This is a genomic window from Tildeniella sp., from assembly GCF_059505325.1.
In genome coordinates, this window is the sequence record NZ_JCACKI010000065.1 from 1 (window position 1) to 18990 (window position 18990).

Sequence of the window (18990 nt, forward strand, 5' to 3'; positions counted from 1 at the left end):
GGCGTTGCTGAATACAGGTATGATTTTCCCTCATCCCCAACCCTTCTCCCCAGGGAGAAGGGAGCTAGAAATCCTGTCCCCTCGCCCGATGGGAGAGGGCTAGGGTGAGGGCAGATTTGTCGTTCAGGCATCGTTCCAGCAACGCCGGAATATTTTAGAGCGGTTGGGAAATAAGAGATAATAACGCGCAGCCACCTGTGCTCTATCATGCTGAATTTAGAACGCATTTTCCAACAGGATCGTCTGCTGCGAGCAACGACAGGACTCAACCTCAAAGCCTTTGAGTCCCTCCTGCCAAGTTTTGCCCCAGCTTACGAGCATAGCCGAGTTAATCCAGACATCGAACGCAAACGAGCCATTGGCGGAGGGCGGAAAGCAACGTTACGAACCCCTCGTGAAAAGCTGTTTTACATCCTGTTGTACGGCAAATGCTATCCCACCTTTGATTTACTGAGTGTCTTGTTTGGCTTTGACCGTTCTTGTGCTTGGGACTGGGTGCCTGGATTGTTGCCGATTTTGGAGCAAACGTTAGGCTCCAAACAGGTCTTGCCGGAGCACAAGTTGCGCAGCATGGAGGCATTTCTTGAACGTTTCCCTGCTGTCACAAAAGTGATTTTGGATGGTACAGAACGATCTATGCAACGCCCTAAGGACTGGGAGCCACAGCAGGAGCATTATTCTGGCAAAAAGAAACGGCATACTCGTAAACACATCACTGGTAGCACGCGCAAAAAGCGGGTGATCCTGCTGACCCAAGCCAAAGGTGGCAGGATTCATGACAAACGGCAATGAGAGGAAGCCAGTTTGGTGGAATACATCCCAGACGAAATTGCCATTGAGGGGGCTTTAGGATTCCAGGGCTTACAAAACGAGTTTGACAACGTTCATCTGCCGCACAAGAAACCAAAAGGAAAAGAATTAACCCAACAACAGAAGCAGGAAAACCAAGCGTTCAGTCGTCAACGAGTGGTGTGTGAACATGCTCATGCTGGCATCAAACGTGATCGTGCCGTAACAGATGGTTATCGAAACCGTGTGCCTGATTTCGATGACCACTTAATGCTGAATGCAGTCGGTTTGTGGAATTTCTATCTCGATGCAGCACAACTTGGAGAGGCAGCAGAAAACCTTGTCCTTAAACCAGCTTATTTCCCAACAAGTCTCATGAAAACAACTGCCATAAAAACAACTGCAAATGCTCGAACCATTTTGGTCGTAGGATTCATTCTAATAGCGTTCAACGGACTATTCCTGTTTGGAAATGGACTGTTTATGCTTGTCGCTCCGATCGCTTGGTATAACATCGTTCCTGGCGTGACCCACACGGGTTCCTTTAATCAGCACTTCATCCGCGATATTGGGCTTATTCAGATATTCCTCGGTGCTGCATTCGCGATCGGGATGATCCAACCAGCGCACCGCTTTGATCTGTGGGCTGCTGCAACGTCATGGTTGATCGCCCATGCCAGCTTCCATCTGTGGGAAGTTGCAGTCGGCATTTCCTCTCCATCGACCATTCCGCGCGACTTTCCCGCTGTCACTCTCCCGGCTTTGATTGGTATTGCGCTGACGGTGTGGGCTTGGCGCATCCTTCGGTCAGTCTACGACCACGCAACGCCAAGGCAGTCACACAAACGATGCCACTCGCCACTTCCCGTGCTCCTTGTCGAAGCAGATCACGGTGCCACCCTCATTCCCGCTCGGCTATGCGCTGTCCACCGTGCCCTAATTCCGCCACCGTTTGCGCCATGCACCGCCGACGTTCAGTACCTCTCAGACGGTCAGCAGGCTCTTGCCGTAAGCTCTTCAAACAGTGCGTGAGTTCCAACATGGCTCAGTGCTCAGCGATGGACCACTTCTCAGCTTACTCCACCAGCCTGGAATTATTTGTTTTCTGGAAGTCCCTTAGTATACGCGATTAAACCTGCCAGCAAGTTGACTAAGCAATTGAACCAACTGCGTGTGCGAAGCGTGTGCGAAGCACTTAGGCGTGAGTGTTCAATCTGGCACAGGTTCTTGAGTTGGTCGTTCATCGATGCCATGAGTGCTCGCTTCCGCAACAAAATCTTGTCAATCAGCTTGACCAGGCGGCTTTTCATGTTCTTCTTGGACTTAGTGATGAGTGACCAGGTTCGGAAACGCACGTCGCCAGTGCGGCAAGACGCACAAGGTATAAAACTCCTTAAACGTACGAAAGCCAGACCCGTGAAACGCCACAGCGTTGGCGCAGCCGCTTCTGTGGAGCCTCGTCATCACTTCGCTCAAGCTGAGGCGGGAATGGCTCCAGCGTTCACCAGCCATGGAGGGCAACTGGACTTGGTGTTGCCAACCGTGCTCGAAGTGCTGATAAAAATCGTCCAGGTCACAGAAGATTTGCGTGATGTCGAGGCGCGATACGATAGTGTCCATAGCTGAGACCGTTACTGCAAAACCAGTCTCAGCTTTTCTTCTGTCAATTTCTGTTCGTCGAACTCACGTTAACAGAGGTTCTGTCTCTGATTCCGCAATATCGATCGTGCGGTACTGCCCGTCCCAGATCACTGTTCCGGCGTAAAAATCAAATAGAGTTTCGCTACCATCGCCCAAGGTCGCCGTATTGGAGATAGTCCAAGGCAATCCAAGGAGAACGATAACTTCAGATGGCAAAGACAGAAATCCATCAAATCCGGTGTCAATCACGGTATCAATAACTTGCCGTTGTCCAGACGGATTACTAACCACCAAGGGAAGCGTTGCCTCACGACGCAAATTCACGACTCCGTAAATCATTGATTCTTTTTCAGACTCCGCGACCCAAAATGATAAACGGCGCGATGTCCAATCCGAATCCCCCACGGTTGAGCATCGGGATTGCGTTCAAATAGCCGATCAGTTGCAGCGATGACAGTCTCATCGACATCGAAACCGGAGATTTCGATGTCGATCGCTACCATCTTGCCCTCGTTTCCCGCATCGACTTGCTGCCGAGTGCCAGACTCGTAGAGTTCTTGCCCACGTCGAGCCAACTCTTCTTTGCTGTAACGTCGTTGACGAACTGCCATAGGTCTGGACTCTTTGCGACTTGCTCCTTTAATTTTAGCTTGGAGAGTCGAATGAATGTCACAACAGCTTTAACAGACATGACCACAGGAGAAACCGTATTGACTAGACGAGGCTAAGGCTCAAGCAAGACGTTCGCCGCGATCGCAGAAGTAAAGGTTGAGAAGATTGTTATACCACTGACTGATCACCACTGCTCTCTACGTGATGGCGTAGAACGGAGTTAATTAAAGCTTTGTATTCTCCGCCTTGAGCTTGAAACCATTGCAGAACATCTGGATCAATTTGAACCAGACGCTGTGCTTGAGGAGCAGGAATGCTTAAAGTAGCCTTCTCAAAAAACGCTTCCGTCAACGGTGGAATATCAGAATAATCAATCCCTTCGTCGTCTCCTGCCTCAAGTGCTGCCCAATTAGTACGAGAGGTATTGCTCAAGTCTTTGTCGCTCATATCGATTTGCCCTTCGTGCTGAAATGATCCGAATGATATCATTCTGTCGTTCTGTCCAAACAACAACCGCTATGCCGTTACCGAGGAAGCTGATACCGAACCAACGGTCTTCACCGTAATCAAAACGATCGTCTAACTCAATTAGCATCGGACTATCAAACATCTCAGGGACATCGGCGAAATCGATCTGATGTCTACGAATATTCTCTAGATTTTTCGCTTCATCCCACTCAAACTGCATGAAAGGTTAGGCAATGTTAATTAGACTCTCTACATTATTGCGCATCCATTCAAGGCAAATCTATAGACAAGGCTAATGCTCAAGCAAGGCGATCGCAGAAGTGAAGAGTGAAAAAGATGCGGTTGGGTTGAGGTAAGGAAACTCAACTTATAAGATGGGCGATCGTACTGATGAATCGCTCACTATATCCTATCGATAGCTCAGCCGCCCGACGTTCCGGCTAAGCGGTTGTGAACAACCTTTGCTCCACCACTAGAGTCACTCGGAATCCGCTCCAACCAGGTTGTTAGGCGGCGCGCTTCGCACTCAGTTTTGACCTTGAACTACCAGTTGTTCAACTTGCTTAATCTGATTCCAGTCAACCGTAGCAACCCAAACCTTCTCTTCTTCTGAAAACTGAACTATTCCATCCACTTCCAAATCTTCGCTATACAACGTTAGCTGCTGCCCATTCTCCAACTCAGCTTGTTGACGTGCTAAATCTTCAATCGTGCCAATGCAGTTGAGACGCAAACGCCCCTGCTCATCAGCATTATGAAAATCGACAAAAACTTTGGATAAACTCATACATCACTCCTGCTCACAAAATTTGTTTGGATGGGTTAGATATTGTTGGGGTCAAAAGCAGACTGATTTCATCAGGGGCTAACCCTGTTAATGTTGCATGATATCGGCTTCTTCCAGATGTTCGGATCACATCGCCTCCTGCCTCTCGAACCGCCCCAACGGTTGTAACACCAACCTGCCCGTGTGGGATCAATGCGGATAATTCCTGCACAGATGCTCCTTCTCCACATTCTACCGAAATTCCTGTCACGCCGCTCGGATGCGTTCCAATGCCACGCCGGACATCTTCCGGTCGGTTTCGCCCACCTCGAACGACGATCGCTCCATCAGGAATTCTTTCCACAGGTTTACCTGTTCTAATCGATGTACGCGCTACACTCTACCAGAAGTAAAAGCCTGAAGATACTCATGATTCAGTCTACACCGACCTCAGCTAGAATATTTCTAAACTCCCCTAGCCAAGTCTTGAGATCGTTAGTTCTTGCCTTAATAAGGTTTTCAGAAATACGAGTTAGCTTTGTGTGATCTTTGCCTGATTTACTGTAGGATTCAATCGCAATCAGTAATTTCTCAATCAGTTGCAGATATACCTCACCTGCTCTAATAGAATAATAAGTAAAGTCCAGAGGTTCACAGTGATTGAATATCCATTACCATCAAGCACAATCTCCAAAAGTGTTAATTGATCTGATGCCCTTTTTATCACCACCTGACAACCTTCCCAGATGCAGATCTTAGTGGTGCAGAGAACTCCTGAAACCCTTATGGGCAAAGGATTCTCATTAAGACAGCGATTTCAGGATTTCTCAGAAAATCGAACGAGGGCAGTGGGTTTCAGCCACCATTTTGACCCTCCAGACTGTCCACCGTGAGACTCAAAAAAGTTTTCTGCACCACTAAGGAAAAAGAGAACCAAAAGAAATTGCCCGAAAGCCTTTCTCCCAGAGAGAAAGGCTTTCAAGAAAGGAATAAGGGCAAATTAGTTGCACATCGTATCATCCACGGCATGAGCACCGAAAGATTTTGCCGACCGGAGTGTTTAAGCCCGCCTTCCCCGACCTATTTATCACAAGCCGTCATTGATTCGCGACCACCCTCAACATTGACGTTGATCCAGCTTGTATTACCCGGTGTGCGAACTGCCCAAAAGCTCCGCATAATCCAAGATCCCTGATTGTACCATCCACCGTCGTTGCCCGAATGTTTCAGTAGGGCATTAACCATCTTGTCTCTTGTTGCCCAACCGCCACTGTAACTGCCAGTGAACTTAACTGTTCTTGAGATAGGGTAAGTACAAGCATTGCGGGGACCACAAACTATTGTCTCAGTCGTGTTAAGAATGCAAACCAGCTTGCCATCGCAGCCACTTTCACCGCAGTGATCCCAAGCTTTCTGAAGAACTTCTTTAGGATAGGTACGACCAATGCCAGTCTCTCCATTAGAATCGACGGTTGCACCGTACTCTGGATAAGTGTCAAGTGCAACAGCAGTCCCAGCGGGAAGAATGACCAAAAAACTTAAAACCTGAAACACAAAGGCAGCTTTCTGCAAGTAGATCCATTTGATGCACATAATTTTCACCCTGAAAAAAGTTGAACACGAAGCAAGCCTTCCTTAAACACTGCCAAACCAGCCTTGTGCTAATTTCTCACAGACAACTTAGCTGAACAGCCTGGATAAATTATCTGACGGAAGACTTTTACATAACACCCCAATTTGGGTGAATAGACGGAACGTTTCTGTACGTCGTGTCCAAATCAACCAGTGAGAATATAGAAAAGTGTTAGATCAATTTTTCATCCTTATATCCCAATATTTCTCGGTTAGTGGCGGTTGAAACCGCAGCTACAGAAACGAAACCTGCCGCCGCAGGTTGAACTGTCAGTAGTCTGCCTGCGCAGACTTTGCTTCTGTAGCCGCGAATTCCATTCGCTGGGGCTTAACCGAGAAGTATTGCCTTTCATCCTCTTGCACTCAACCACCAATCCCTAAACGTCCGGCAAGGCTGGGAGTGAGTGGTAGCAGCGTTACGATCATCAGGAATAATGCCAGTAAACCTAAAGCGGCTCTGGTGTCGTCTGGTTCGGTGAGTTCGTTCTGGCTGGGGCGTTCCAATTCGCGTTGCAGAAACAGCACAACGATCGCCCAGTACAGCGCCAGCGGATTCACAATGGATGCCAGTCCCAGGATAACGATGGAGCCGATCGTCGTGCGTCCAGCAATTTTGCGTCCGTAAATCGCTTGCACAATGCGTCCACCATCGAGCTGTCCTGCTGGTAGTAGGTTGAGTGCTGTGATCACTAAGCCTAGCCAACCTAGAATCACGAGTGGATGCACATCGACGATCGACTGCTGAAGCGATTCTTGCAGCACGACCCGCGTCAGCGTACCGACTAAGATGGAGCCTTGAAAAAACTCTGTTGGCACCTGGAACAAGCTGCCCTTGTGTGAGAGCAGGAGTCCTGTAACCAGCATGGCTAGCGAAAGAATACCGCCTGCTGCGGGTCCAGCGATCGCAATGTCAAACAGCACACTGCGATTGGGCAACACCGATTCAAAGCGGGTGATGGCACCAAACGAACCAATCTGCCAGGTAGGAATGAAAAACGGCAGGCTGAGCTTTACCTGATAGCGACGTGCCAACAGCCAGTGCCCAACTTCATGCACGGCAAGGACGCTGAGAAGACCCAGCGCTAACGGTAAAACCTCTGCAAGACGATTGGGAGCCGTGAAGAAATCGAAGCCGAGCATCAACCCACTACTTTCCAAACTGGCGGCGATCGTGGCTAAGAGCAGCAACACCGCTACGCCTTTCTGAAACGGGGTTGATGGCTGCGGATCACGGCTACTGGGTAAGACGATGACAACAGGCTTGCCGTCTTGCCCTTCGACGAGAAACAACCGATAACGAGGCTGTTGCGGATCGGTTTCGCTGACACCAACTTTTTCTAGCAGTCGCTCTGAAAGATGGGCGATCGTGGTTTCGGCATCACCGCGCAAATTGCCCCGCAGAATGACACCTTCCTGATAGGGAATCGTTTCAGTCGCAAAGAACGTATCAACGCCAAAAATGCTCTGAATTGCCTTCAGGTCTTCGGCAGGAATGGGAATAATGTCGGATTCTAGCGACGCTTCAGAGGCTTTTGTCGCTTGTACTGGTGCGCTCGAAGTGGTTGGAGTCAAGCTCTCTAGATCATCACTGGCAGAGTCTGATGGGCTGATGTCTTGAGCCTCCGCGATCGCGCTTGCACGACGAGAGAGGACTTCGGTTTGAGCCAGCGATCGTAAGCGGCTACCCAGGTAAATATAGAGTCCTGTAGACAACAAAAACAGGAACAGGACGCTGACGATATTGAGGTAGATGCCGACAAGAGACAGACCAAAAAACAGCAACCAGGGCGTAATTAATACGGCTGATTGCAACCAGGCAACTAGACCCAGTTTGCCAAACGGTCTAGCACGATAAAAGCCCCAGCCTAAAAATCCCAGCGCTACCAGTAACGTGATCGCAGTAATCATTCCCAACCCTTTTCAGACAGCTTTCAGAAGCTTGAATATGCAACAAACTTGATTTCGGAATGCAGGAGCCAGACGATCGCCTTCAGAAGGCTGCCTTCAACCAAAGAGGCTGTTGCTCCAAAGACGCTCCACTTCCTCATCTACCTGTCCTAATTTACCTGAATTAGGCATTGGCGGAACGGATACAAACAGCAGAGGCAGCCTTATGGCTGCCTCTGTACGTTCATCAAACGGATGCTAGAATCGGCTCTTTCACTCTTTAGCGCCTTTGAGCTAACTGACTCAGCCTATTTGCCAGTGCCGATTTGGGCGGCGACTTCAGCAGCAAAATCCGTTTCTTCTTTCTCGATGCCTTCACCTAGCACAAAGCGAACAAAGCGCCGTACCTGAATGTTTTCGCCCAGTTGAGCGACATTCTGCTTGACAAGCTCATCGACTGTGATGTTTTGGTCGCGGATAAAGGGCTGATCCAGCAGGCAAAGCTCTTTCAAACGCTTCTCAATGCGTCCTTGCACAATTTTCTCTTTGATGTTGTCTGGTTTACCGCCCAGATCGTCGCGCCCCATTTCGATCGCCTTTTCGCGATCGACAACCTCAGTCGGAATATCCGCAATCTTCACATACTCAACCTGCTGAGACGCAACGATTTGCTTGGCAATGTCCTGTACCAGTTTCTTGAACGCTTCGTTCCGCGCCACAAAATCTGTCTGACAGTTGACTTCTACCAACACACCAACGCGGCTACCTGTGTGGATGTAGCTATCAACGATGCCCTCAGCGGCTACTTTTCCCGCCTTCTTCTCAGCCGAGGAAATTCCCTTTTTGCGGAGCCAGTCAGCCGCGTCTTCCAGGTTACCGTTGGTTTCCGTAAGCGCTTTTTTGCAATCCATCATCCCTGCGCCCGTTTTTTGGCGCAGTTCACCGACTAATTTTGCTGTGATTTCCGCCATTACCTTTTACCACTCTGAATAGTTGTTAGTCGTTAGTTGTTAGTTGTTAGTTGTTAGAGTCTCTAAAAACCAACAACCAACAACTAAAAACTCTCTACGCTTCGGTTTCTTCGGTTTCTTCAGGAATGAACGAGGTGTCATTATCTTCGTAATCGAAGTCTTCCTCACCGCCTTCGTAGTCTTCGTACTCGTCATCAGATTCAAGCTGACCGTGGCGACCTTCGTAGATCGCATCTGCCAGCCTGCCCACTATTAGCTTAATCGAACGGATGGCATCATCGTTTGCTGGAATGGGCACATCCACTAAGTCGGGATCGCAGTTGGTGTCTAGCAATGCCACGATCGGCAACGAAAGCTTCTGGCACTCCTGGACGGCGTTATATTCGCGCTTTTGATCCACCATGATGATGATATCGGGCACTTTCCGCATGGCTTTGATGCCACCCAGATATTTTTGCAGCTTTTCCAGCTCACGTCGCAGCACTGAGGCTTCTTTTTTGGGCAACAGATCGAGTCCGCCTGTTTCTTCCCGACGCTCTAACTCTTTGAGGCGATCGACGCGCGTTTTGATCGTGACCCAGTTGGTGAGCATTCCGCCCAACCAGCGCTGATTCACATAGTAACCGCCACAGCGAGCCGCTTCCTGAGCAATGATCCCAGCCGCTTGCCGCTTAGTGCCGATGAAGAGAAACTTCTTACCCTGCTCAGACGCAGTACGAACATAGTTATACGCTTCATCCATTAACCGAGCGGTTTGCACCAGGTCAATGATGTGTACCCCGTTCCGCGAGGTGTAAATGTATGGATCCATTTTGGGGTTCCAACGACGGGTTTGATGCCCGAAGTGAACTCCAGACTCTAACAATTGAGCCAACGAAACAACTGGCATTGATTTTGAACTCCTGATTCGGGTTAATCCTCCATCCAGGAGCACCTGGGAAGTTTTTAGTTTTTAGTCTTTAGTTTTTAGTGAGAAATTTCCCGTACTAACAACCAACAACTAATCCCTAACAACTACTACAGACACCCGAAATCCTGGATGTGCGATTTTAGACAACTTCTCTAGGGTAGCATAGCGGAGCCGCAAGGGTTAGAGTAGATTATCTTGACGATCGAATCGAGTTATTGAGAGAGCTTTGCAAAGGATTGGTTATGGGATTTGGCATCAAAGCGGTTGAGAAGGCAACGGGTAAAGTGATTTGGGTTTTCCCTATGGATGACATGAGGGAGATCATCGTAGAACATGGAAGTACGGATGCCTTTGTCGAGAAGTTGCGACTACGTGAAAAGTATCCTGAAGCCCAATACGAAATTTATCTTGTGACTAGCAGTGGCGAGCAACGTTGGGATTCCTGATCATTAATACGACCGCACAAGGATGAAAGGATGAATTGCGAGCGATGCTTGCCTCTCAGTCTCAGCGTCTTTGCTGCATATCTGCGTACGCTTCGTAAACGCCCTGGACGTTGTACCAGTTGAGGAAGATGCGGGCGACTTCGAGGGCGAGTTGGGGTTTGCCTTGGTCAATCAGCCATTGCAGAAAGGGAGCCATGGTGCGTTCGTTAAGCCTTCCGCCCAGTGACAACACGCCCCACAGCACACGATGAAGCCAGGTCATCTGGATCATCATCCGCACATTCCAGGTAGGGTGCTTTTGATAGAACAGCACGCCCATCTTGCCGCGCTCAATTTCTTTGTCGATTAGGTTAGGCAGTTGGTCAAGGGCAAACGGTGGATGCCAGTGATAGCCAACCGCATCGGGACATTTGATGAGGGTCAAGCCGAGTTCCTTCAGGCGAACCCCCAGTTCCAGATCTTCCCAGCCGTAAAGCTGAAAACACGTGTCAAAGAGTCCGGCTTTTTCGAGCCAGATGCGGGCGATCGCCACATTCCCCGTGGCAAAATACGCCGCTGAAAAGTCGGTAATTTTGTAGGGTTCTGCGGTGGGATCGTCGAAGTTGGCAGTGTTGATGACGCGACCGTAGGTGAAGAGGGGTGTGGGGTGTGGGGTGTGGGGTGTGGGGCAAGCAGGGGGAGCAGCAGGGGAGGCAGGGGAAGCAGAGGAGGGGCTTTGAGTTTGTTTCGACGGCTGACGGCTGACGGCTGACGGCTGACCGCTTTGGAGACCTTCGGCATGTGCCTGAAGAAAGACCTCAGTAACGACTAAATCGCTGTCAATAAAAATAATGGTGTCGCCGGATGCTTTTTCGACTCCGAGGTTACGGGCGGCGGCGGGACCTTGATGGTCTTGCTGAAAGAGGCAGACGTGAGGGAAGGTGCTGGCGTTTGCTTGCAGCCAGTCTACAGTGCCGTCGGTGGAGCCATCATCCACAACGACAACCTCGTAGCCCGCGATCGCGCCCGCATCAAACTGCTGCTGCTCCAGCGCTTTCAGGCACTTTTCTAAAATTGGTTTGCGGTTGTAGGTCGGAATGACCACACTGAAAAACACGGCGACTCCTCGAAAAGTTGTTGGTTGTTAGTTTTTGGTTGTTAGGCAAACGTAGGATGGGTTAGCGATAGCGTAACCCATGCTGCTCTAGGGTTAGATACGTTAATGCTATGCCCAGACACATCCTAATGATTGATTCTGTCTAGCTGACGGGTTAAAAAACTCCAACTAATATCTCCTCATTTCTCTCGTCTGCTGAGAGATATAAATCTCGCCAATGTTCAAAGTGATTAAGGCACCATCCTTCCCAACCCTCATCTTTTGCGAACAGGGTTTCCGGTTCAATCTGTCGCAGGATTCTGGCTCCTTCGCGTACTGACTCACGCGATATCAGCCCTAACGATTCTGACTCTGGCAATAGTATTGGAGCAAAAGATTGATCTCCGAACATGATTTTTACAACAATCTCATCGGCATTCTCAACCTTTCTTCTCGCTAGCTCTTGTGTCAACCGTTCCATAATCTCATTGGATGACTTTTCCAAGAAGGCTATTCTACCCTCAATCCCTGGATAAGCTTTACGAGTGAGTCTCAACTCTGTTCGAAATTCAGCAATGATTTGATCGGCTTCTAAATCTGATCCAAAGATGTCTTGATGCTCTTCAATAACGTATTCAAGAAGCTCGTTAACCTCTTCAGGTTCGATTTCTTCAAAGAAGTTAAAGATGCCGCAACCTTGAGAAAAGAGAGAAATCATGAGAATTGCAAAAAGCTTCTCACGTTGAAGACGTGCATACAACGTACTGCTAGGTGGGATAGCGCTGTAGTTTACAGTAACACCCATGAGAACCTCACTTTATACTCAATTGAATTACCTATCTAATCTCATACTCTATGGCGGATGTTAGTTCGACGATCGCGCCGTGTACTCTAACAACGCATAACCAAGCCCCCGACATCTACTGCTGTGGCTAAACATATTCTGCTATACGCGTCGCCTGCGATCGGTGGTCTTTTGCCGTACAACCATGCAATTTTGTGTGCCTTAGCCACTCTAGGCTACCAGATGACGCACGTGCAGGATATTCCTGACGGACTGGCGACGCATTTTGGTTCCGCTGGTATGGAACGAGTACGGCAACGCGCGGATTGGTTTGTGTCGCAGCAGAGGCAGGTAGGCATTCAACAGCATATCTGGCTGGAATCAGCGAAGGCGGCAGACGCAGAGAAGATGATTGCTGAGGCGAAACCGGATTTGTTGATTGTGAGCAATGGGGGACCGATTGCTAACTTTTTCCCCAAGCGTGTAGCGATGAAGCACGGCATTCCCTTCATCATCGTGGAACATCTGGTGCATCCGATTAAACCGAAAGAAGTACCCGAAGCGTATGTGGCGCTGGCGGAGCAGTACATGGCAGCTAAAGCAGTCATAGCCGTTTCGCACGATAACTTGAGGCTATTGCGAACGCTGTTTGGGTTGGCGGAGGACAAAGGGGAGGTGATTTACTGCGGACGACCGTCTACCTACTTTCAGTTACCGGATTTAGAGATGCGATCGCGCCTCCGCCAACAGTGGAATATCCCTGCCGATGCCGTTCTCTGCTTCACCGCTGCCCGCATGGACATCATCAAAGGCTATCAGTATCAAATTGGCGCGATCAAGCAACTGAAGCAAACGCCTGCATGGGAACATCTCTACTTTGCTTGGGCAGGCACGGGAACACTGGCAGATCAGTTTAAGCAAATGGTGAAGCAGGCGGGTGTGAGCGATCGCGTCAAGTTTCTGGGCGAACTGGATCAAATTAACGATTGGCTGGATGCAAGCGACATCTTTTTGCTGCCGTCTGAATCGGAAGGGTTACCGTTGGCAATGATGGAAGCGATGGCGAAAGGGCTTCCTGTGGCTGCATCAGCGGTAAGCGGCATTCCTGAAGGCTTGGGCGATGCGGGACAACTGCTGACTTCCCCCATGTTTGGCAATTTCCAGTCCACCATTCAAGAATTGGTTGGGATCTTGAAGGACTGGGTGGGTGATGCGGCACTAAGGCAACAGGTAGGACAGGCGTGTAAACAACGGGCAGAAAAAATGTTTCGTGAGGAACGGATGATTAAGGAGACGGTGGCGATCGTGCGATCGATTTTGTAAGCTCGGTAAAAATGAAGCTTCTAGTCAGTATGTCTACTTACTTAGCGTGTGATGCGCCAAGAATTTCTGAGATAGTTCATCTGGAATTGGAACAGGGCGAATACTTTTGAAATCAACGAAGGCTCCCGTTTGAGTGGCTACGGCTGCCAGTTCGTTGTTACACAAAATTTCTGCCTGCACTGACCACTTTAGGCGCTTTAAGCTGCTAATCCACAGTTGACCAGTGACTTGATCAAAGAGTCGAATGGGACGTTTGTAGGCGATTTGGGTTTCGGCTAGAACGGGAAAAATTGCTTGTTTTTTTTGATGAATGGGTGGGAAATGTTCTTCTAGCAACTTGATGCGTAGATCTTCTAGCCATCGAATGTAGACGATATTGCTGACAATACCAGCGAAGTCAATATCATACGTTCTTACGGGAATCTCAAGCTTGATTTCTAACGGTCTTGATAATTGCATGATTGCTCCTGGAGAAAGTCTTTAAGACCGATCGGTCTGTTAAAGGACAAAAAAATATTTGCGCGGAGAGCTATCCCTTTGATCCGGTCAGCTCGCTGATGATGTAGTGATTGAGGTGCGCGATCGCTCGTTCCATATACACGGCATCACCATACAATTTGCTCATCATGACAGAGCCTTCTAGTGTGGCAATAAGAATGGTCGCTACGGTATCGGTTTCAACGTCTACGCGAATTTCACCTTTGACAATCCCTTTGTTGATCAGGCGAATAATGAGATTGCGCCATGAAGTCATTGCCTGTTGAGCACGATCGCGCAACACAGGATAAGCGTCATCACTCTCAACGGCTGTATTCAAGAGTGGACAGCCTCCAGGCACAGGTGGATCATCAATAAACTGCTGATAAACCCACAGAATTGCTTGCAATTTTTCAACCGCAGTCTGTTTCCCTCGCACTGCTTGTAAGAACTTTTTGCTGCTGAGTTGAACGGCAAAATCAAACGCTTCTAGGGCAAGTTCTTCTTTGCTGTTGAAATGGTTATAGATGCCTCCTTTTTGTAATCCCGTAACACGCATAATATCTGACATGGATGAACCAGCGTAGCCCTGTTGGTTGAACAGTCCCGCTGCTTGCTGAATGATCTTGGCTCTGGTGTCGCTGGCTTTGGACATGCGTTTATTTTAAGACCGATCGGTCTTTTAGTCTAGCTGGAGTTTGAACCGCAGAGGCGCGGAGGACGCGGAGAGTGCTCTATGCTTTGATGGTTGCCCGGTCTTGATAGAGCTGCACGATACGATCGACGACTTCAGCAACAGTGAGATCATCCGTTTGGATCTCGATCGCATCTTCTGCCTGACGTAAGGGCGCTAGCGCACGAGTACTGTCTTTGCGATCGCGATCGTAAATTGCCTGCTCTAGCTCGTCCAGGCTAATGTCATTCTTACCCTGGTTTTTCAGATCTTGCTGCCGACGACGCGCTCGTTCTTGTACGGAAGCGGTCAGGAAAAGCTTGAGTTCGGCATCGGGAAAAACATAGGTGCCAATATCACGACCGTCGATGACAATGCCACCGTCTTTGCCATACCGTCGCTGTTGACGCACCAGTTCATGGCGGACGATCGGTTGTGCGGCGATCGCAGAGACATTTGACGTGACTTCCAAACTCCGAATTGCCTGCGTCACATTCTGACCATCAATCGAGACGCTGACGGAGGACGGATGACCGCTTAGCTCAATCTCGCACTGGCTCACCAGTTCGGCAATGCTGGGTTCATCGTCAATGGCAATGCTAGACTGCAACACGAGCCAGGTCAGCGCCCGGTACATTGCGCCTGTGTCCAGGTAGAGCAAGTCGAGGACGTGTGCTACTTGACGGGCAACGGTCGATTTGCCAGCGCCAGCAGGACCATCGATCGCCACAATGGGCTTCCGGGCAGACAGCACTAGATTGTCAATTAAGCGAGTGCCACCAATGCGTGCGGCGATCGCCAGTAAGCCTGTTTCTTCAACCATGTCTAGAGGTTCCAACGTTAAAGGATGAACGAGTTCGATATATTCGGGGGCGATCGCCGGAACGTGCTCCAGCTCTGTTTTAACCATTTTGGTCAACATATCACTCACCCGTTCGCCTGACCGAAAGGCTTGTTCAGCCAAGCGCAAGCCACGATAAAGAGCCGCTGCCTCTTCTTTTTGTGCTGCGGTCAGATATTGATTGCGCGAACTGTACGCCAGTCCACTCGCTTCGCGCACGATCGGACAGCCCATGATCGCCACAGGCAAATTCAAGTCCTCAACCAGCCGCTGAATAATCGCTAACTGTTGTGCATCTTTCTGCCCAAAGTACGCCCGTTGCGGTTGCACAATACTGAGTAGTTTCGTCACGATCGTCGCCACACCTTGAAAATGCCCCAACCGCGATCGACCACACATTACAGAGAGCATAGTTCCTGGTGGCACCACTTGTGTAGGAGAGAGGGGTGAGGGGTGAGGGGTGTAGCTTGCTTCCGCTTCGCGGTGGGGTGAGGGGTGAGGGGTGAATTCTAGCTCCCGACTCCCGACTCCCGACTCCCGACTCCTGGCTCCTGCCTCCTGCCTCCCGACTCCCATCTCCTCACCACTGGGCGCAAAGATCACATCCACTCCAGCTTGCTCACACAACAGTTGATCCTGCCCCAAGGTGCGGGGATACTGCTGGAAATCTTCAGTCGGTCCAAACTGGAGTGGGTTGACGAAAATGCTCACCACGACAAGCTGATTCTCCTGCCGTGCCTTGTGAATGAGGCTCAAATGTCCTGCATGGAGTGACCCCATCGTGGGCACTAGCCCGATCGAGTCAACTGCTTGCATAGAATCTGCTGCTTCGATCGCTGAGCGATCAGAGAGAGGCTGACCGGAGCGATAGCGGTTGAGGTAGCACCGCAATCCGGCAATGGATTTGAACAAACGCACCACAACCCCCAAAAATGATTGATGTTTTGTTGAGAAGGCGAATCAGAGAACGCGATCGCCTCACACCCCAAACCTGAAATTCCCCTGTTAAGCGTATCAACAAGACTGCGATTGCTGCCATGAGCTGTTTAAAAACAACGACACACGTTTGGAGTAGCAGTCAGCCATCCGCTTTTTGCTGACCGCTGATAGCTGACTGCTAATAGCTACTCAAAGCTGTATTGCCATGAGCTGTTTAAAAACAACGACACACGTTTGGAGTAGCAGTCAGCCATCCGCTTTTTGCTGACCGCTGATAGCTGACTGCTAATAGCTACTCAAAGCTGTATTCAGTCGCTCTGCCCATTTTGGCGAAGAGCGTTAGGATGTCGTCTGTAAGCTCTTCTTCACACAGCTATGAACTTTCTTACCCAAGTGTTACATCTGGCTGGTTCAGCGGCGGCTGCCTTCATTACTGCCCGTAATATGCGTGACCCGCTCACGCGCCCCAACACGCTGGCGAGCTTGCAATTAGCGGAATCTGGCTCTGTTCCCTATCTGGAGGCTTTGCGCGATCGCGCCGCTACCGAAGGTGATACCTGGCTGGCAGAGAGACTCACCCGTCACGCTAACGATGAGCGCCGACATGGGCAAATCTTCGCCCACGCCTTAAAGCAACTGAATAAGCAGGTGATTGATTTCAAGAATGCACCTAAGCCAGCAGCAGAGAAAGCGGGTGAGCCTAAGCGCAATCCCTTTTTTGATGCCTACTTTGAGGGCTACTCGCAGGCAGAGCTGAAACCAGAGGCGATCGACTGGGTTGCGTTTCTCGCAAGCACCTACATTCTGGAACTGGATGCCAGCAAAGACTTTGTGCGGATGGCAAACGTGCTACCAGAGGACGAGCCTGTAAGCGCCAACCTCAAGAAGGGCATTCTCAGCGTCGCCAGTGACGAAACCGGACACGCTGCTTACTTAAGGGAAGCGCTAGAGCGACGTTTGAATGCTGGCGAAGTGGATGCAGTTATCGATTCCTGGCGCACGCGCAAAGTGAACGCCATTCTTGCAATGGTCGGCAACTTTTTGCAAAAGAGCGGTAAATCCCCGTCCCTCGTCCAGGATGGCGTACCCACTGAGATGGTAGAAGCTCCAGCGGAACGGGAGTTAGTGGGAGTAGGGAGTAGGGAGTAGGAAGAAAGGCTAAAGGCTAAAGGCTAAGGGCTAAAAGTTTGATCAGTCGTTAACGTTAATGGCTTACACCTCACGCCTCGCTTAAAACTCTCTAGCAACGCGGTACACCTACAACGTGGCTCTAAGCGAACCAGTGCTACTCAAAACTTCTGCCTTTTTCCTGACTCCTGACTCCTCTCTTCAGTCACCAAACCCCCCGCCTGTAAGCATCACGCTAGAATGCTAGAGGTGATTCTGATTTCTCTAAACGATGCAAGCGCCTCCGATTTCTCCTCCCAAGCCTGGTCAGTATTGGCAGTGGCAACAGCAGCCCATTTACTACGTCAAAGCAGGAACACGACAGGCTCACCGTCCGCCCCTGCTGCTGATTCATGGGTTTGGCGCGTCTACCGATCACTGGCGCAAGACGATCGCCGGACTCAGCGACGAGTTTGAAGTCTGGGCGATCGACCTTTTAGGGTTTGGGCGATCGGCAAAGCCCGATCGTGCCTACAGTGGCGATCTATGGCGCGACCAACTCCACGACTTCATCACGCAGGTCATTGGTCAACCAGCCGTTCTCGTGGGGAACTCTCTGGGCGGCTATGCGGCTCTCTGTGTCGCTACCCAACGTCCAGAGTCAGCAGCAGGGCTGGTACTCGTCAACAGTGCGGGACCCTTTACCGACATTCAGGGCACGACGAAACCCGATCCCATGCGCGAAGTGATGGGCAAAGTGGTGCAAACGCTGTTTCGTCAAGATTGGGCGAGTTTTCTCTTGTTCCAATATGTGCGTCAGAAATTCCTGATTCGCAAGACTCTAGAGAACGTCTATCTCGATCAATCGGCTGTGACAGAGCAGCTTGTGGACGAAATCTATCAGCCTTCCTGCGATCCCGGCGCGCCCAAAGTGTTTGCCTCAGTCTTCCGCACGCCTCAGGGCGAAACGATCGATGTGCTGCTTGGTCAACTGACTCGCCCACTACTCATGCTCTGGGGCGAAGCCGACCCCTGGATCAACGCCAGAGAGAGGGGCACAAAGTTTCGGCAGTATCATCCCCAGCTCACTGAATACTACTTACGTGCAGGGCATTGTCCCCACGACGAGGTGCCTGAGCAGGTGAATGAACTGCTGCGATCGTGGATCATCGCTACCCTTTAGGCGATCGAGAATAGATCTTAAAACCTCGTGCGCGAACCTTAAAGTATGGCGCGGGATGCTTTAAGTATGGTGCGCGAACCTCAGAGCATGGTGCGTGAACCTCAGAGTATCGCGTGTGAACCTCAGAGCATGGCGCGTGAACCTTAGAGCATGGCGCACGAACCTCGGAGTATCGCGCGTGAACCTCAGAACATGGCGCACGAACCTCAGAGTATGGCGCACGAACCTCGGAGTATCGCACGTGAACCTCGGAGCATCGCGCACGAACCTCAGAGCATGGCGCACGAACCTCAGAGTATCGCGCGTGAACCTCAGAGCATGGTGCGTGAACCTCAGAGCATCGCGCACGAACCTCGGAGCATGGCGCACGAACCTCAACCAATTAATGCTGAACCTTACATTTAATGCTGAACCTTAGCTCGACTTTATCCAATTAGGCAGCGTAGCACAATAGGCTGAAACAGCA

22 protein-coding genes and 2 pseudogenes are annotated in these 18990 nt (G+C 50.2%); 7 read left to right on the plus strand and 17 right to left on the minus strand.

All coding sequences use genetic code 11. The annotated features are described in order from the left end of the window. The first annotated feature begins 207 nt into the window (after positions 1-207). Together AC5JO6_RS22765 and AC5JO6_RS22770 are read left to right on the plus strand one after the other, a co-directional pair. On the plus strand, positions 208-792 hold the full coding sequence (locus tag AC5JO6_RS22765) for a transposase (RefSeq protein WP_496083325.1): 585 nt from the start codon (positions 208-210) through the stop codon (positions 790-792). A gap of 12 nt (positions 793-804) precedes the next feature. Further along, a complete protein-coding gene (locus AC5JO6_RS22770) occupies positions 805-1821 on the plus strand; it encodes a hypothetical protein (RefSeq protein ID WP_496083326.1) in 1017 nt (338 codons plus the stop codon). 62 nt (positions 1822-1883) lie between these two features. On the opposite strand, the pseudogene AC5JO6_RS22775 reads toward AC5JO6_RS22770, so the two are convergent. Further along, positions 1884-2123, minus strand: a pseudogene (locus AC5JO6_RS22775) (transposase); the annotation flags it as partial. Between AC5JO6_RS22775 and AC5JO6_RS22780 the strand changes: the two are divergent. After that, complete coding sequence (locus AC5JO6_RS22780) at positions 2119-2415, plus strand: hypothetical protein (RefSeq protein WP_496083327.1); 297 nt, start codon at positions 2119-2121, stop codon at positions 2413-2415. The pseudogene AC5JO6_RS22775 and the gene AC5JO6_RS22780 sit on opposite strands and share 5 nt — an antisense overlap. 63 nt (positions 2416-2478) lie before the next feature. Here the strand turns inward: AC5JO6_RS22780 and AC5JO6_RS22785 are convergent. From AC5JO6_RS22785 to rpsB, 10 genes and pseudogenes are all read right to left on the minus strand, one after another. Further along, positions 2479-2769 (minus strand): annotated as a pseudogene (locus AC5JO6_RS22785) (clan AA aspartic protease); the annotation flags it as partial. Further along, positions 2766-3041 carry a hypothetical protein gene (locus AC5JO6_RS22790; protein ID WP_496083328.1) on the minus strand — a complete coding sequence of 92 codons (276 nt, stop codon included), beginning with the start codon at positions 3039-3041 and terminating at the stop codon, positions 2766-2768. The pseudogene AC5JO6_RS22785 and the gene AC5JO6_RS22790, both read right to left, overlap by 4 nt. 169 nt (positions 3042-3210) lie before the next feature. After that, on the minus strand, positions 3211-3489 hold the full coding sequence (locus tag AC5JO6_RS22795; RefSeq protein ID WP_496083329.1) for a BrnA antitoxin family protein: 279 nt from the start codon (positions 3487-3489) through the stop codon (positions 3211-3213). After that, entirely contained in the window at positions 3452-3730 is a 279-nt protein-coding gene (locus tag AC5JO6_RS22800; RefSeq protein ID WP_496083330.1) for a BrnT family toxin, read from the minus strand. The genes AC5JO6_RS22795 and AC5JO6_RS22800 overlap by 38 nt, the downstream gene beginning before the upstream one ends. 306 nt (positions 3731-4036) lie before the next feature. Further along, a complete protein-coding gene (locus AC5JO6_RS22805) occupies positions 4037-4297 on the minus strand; it encodes a hypothetical protein (protein WP_496083331.1) in 261 nt (86 codons plus the stop codon). A gap of 13 nt (positions 4298-4310) precedes the next feature. Further along, the gene (locus AC5JO6_RS22810; protein WP_496083332.1) at positions 4311-4640 is read right to left on the minus strand and encodes a flavoredoxin; all 330 of its coding nucleotides are present in this window, start codon (positions 4638-4640) and stop codon (positions 4311-4313) included. A gap of 716 nt (positions 4641-5356) precedes the next feature. Beyond that, positions 5357-5869: a hypothetical protein gene (locus AC5JO6_RS22815; RefSeq protein WP_496083333.1), complete on the minus strand. Its 513-nt coding sequence runs from the start codon at positions 5867-5869 to the stop codon at positions 5357-5359. 402 nt (positions 5870-6271) lie between these two features. Next, the gene (locus AC5JO6_RS22820; RefSeq protein ID WP_496083334.1) at positions 6272-7816 is read right to left on the minus strand and encodes a site-2 protease family protein; all 1545 of its coding nucleotides are present in this window, start codon (positions 7814-7816) and stop codon (positions 6272-6274) included. 287 nt (positions 7817-8103) lie between these two features. After that, positions 8104-8766: a translation elongation factor Ts gene (gene tsf / locus AC5JO6_RS22825; protein WP_496083335.1), complete on the minus strand. Its 663-nt coding sequence runs from the start codon at positions 8764-8766 to the stop codon at positions 8104-8106. A gap of 94 nt (positions 8767-8860) precedes the next feature. Beyond that, the gene (gene rpsB / locus AC5JO6_RS22830) at positions 8861-9655 is read right to left on the minus strand and encodes a 30S ribosomal protein S2 (protein ID WP_496083336.1); all 795 of its coding nucleotides are present in this window, start codon (positions 9653-9655) and stop codon (positions 8861-8863) included. 263 nt (positions 9656-9918) lie between these two features. On the opposite strand from rpsB, the gene AC5JO6_RS22835 reads away from it, so the two are divergent. Next, positions 9919-10122: a hypothetical protein gene (locus AC5JO6_RS22835; protein ID WP_496083337.1), complete on the plus strand. Its 204-nt coding sequence runs from the start codon at positions 9919-9921 to the stop codon at positions 10120-10122. Positions 10123-10183: 61 nt separating this feature from the next. Here AC5JO6_RS22835 and AC5JO6_RS22840 read toward each other — a convergent pair whose 3' ends face one another. Beyond that, positions 10184-11218 carry a glycosyltransferase family 2 protein gene (locus tag AC5JO6_RS22840; RefSeq protein ID WP_496083338.1) on the minus strand — a complete coding sequence of 345 codons (1035 nt, stop codon included), beginning with the start codon at positions 11216-11218 and terminating at the stop codon, positions 10184-10186. Positions 11219-11372: 154 nt separating this feature from the next. Next, positions 11373-12002 carry a hypothetical protein gene (locus AC5JO6_RS22845; RefSeq protein WP_496083339.1) on the minus strand — a complete coding sequence of 210 codons (630 nt, stop codon included), beginning with the start codon at positions 12000-12002 and terminating at the stop codon, positions 11373-11375. A 123-nt stretch (positions 12003-12125) separates the two neighbouring features. Here AC5JO6_RS22845 and AC5JO6_RS22850 point away from each other — a divergent pair, with 123 nt between their 5' ends. Then, on the plus strand, positions 12126-13304 hold the full coding sequence (locus AC5JO6_RS22850) for a glycosyltransferase family 4 protein (protein WP_496083340.1): 1179 nt from the start codon (positions 12126-12128) through the stop codon (positions 13302-13304). 33 nt (positions 13305-13337) lie between these two features. Here AC5JO6_RS22850 and AC5JO6_RS22855 read toward each other — a convergent pair whose 3' ends face one another. From AC5JO6_RS22855 to AC5JO6_RS22870, 4 genes are all read right to left on the minus strand, one after another. Next, the gene (locus tag AC5JO6_RS22855) at positions 13338-13763 is read right to left on the minus strand and encodes an acyl-CoA thioesterase (RefSeq protein WP_496083341.1); all 426 of its coding nucleotides are present in this window, start codon (positions 13761-13763) and stop codon (positions 13338-13340) included. Positions 13764-13833: 70 nt separating this feature from the next. Then, positions 13834-14436, minus strand: coding sequence for a TetR/AcrR family transcriptional regulator (locus AC5JO6_RS22860; protein WP_496083342.1), 603 nt, complete (start codon positions 14434-14436; stop codon positions 13834-13836). Positions 14437-14515: 79 nt separating this feature from the next. Beyond that, positions 14516-16213 (minus strand): bifunctional pantoate--beta-alanine ligase/(d)CMP kinase, encoded by a 1698-nt coding sequence (locus AC5JO6_RS22865; protein ID WP_496083343.1) that lies wholly within the window; start codon positions 16211-16213, stop codon positions 14516-14518. Further along, positions 16140-16334, minus strand: a complete 195-nt coding sequence (locus AC5JO6_RS22870) for a hypothetical protein (RefSeq protein WP_496083346.1) — start codon at positions 16332-16334, stop codon at positions 16140-16142. Before AC5JO6_RS22870 ends, AC5JO6_RS22865 begins: the two co-directional genes overlap by 74 nt. A gap of 275 nt (positions 16335-16609) precedes the next feature. Here AC5JO6_RS22870 and AC5JO6_RS22875 point away from each other — a divergent pair, with 275 nt between their 5' ends. Both AC5JO6_RS22875 and AC5JO6_RS22880 read left to right on the plus strand, forming a co-directional pair. Then, entirely contained in the window at positions 16610-17383 is a 774-nt protein-coding gene (locus AC5JO6_RS22875; RefSeq protein ID WP_496083344.1) for a ferritin-like domain-containing protein, read from the plus strand. A 250-nt stretch (positions 17384-17633) separates the two neighbouring features. Then, positions 17634-18524, plus strand: a complete 891-nt coding sequence (locus AC5JO6_RS22880; protein ID WP_496083345.1) for an alpha/beta fold hydrolase — start codon at positions 17634-17636, stop codon at positions 18522-18524. Positions 18525-18990: the final 466 nt, after the last annotated feature.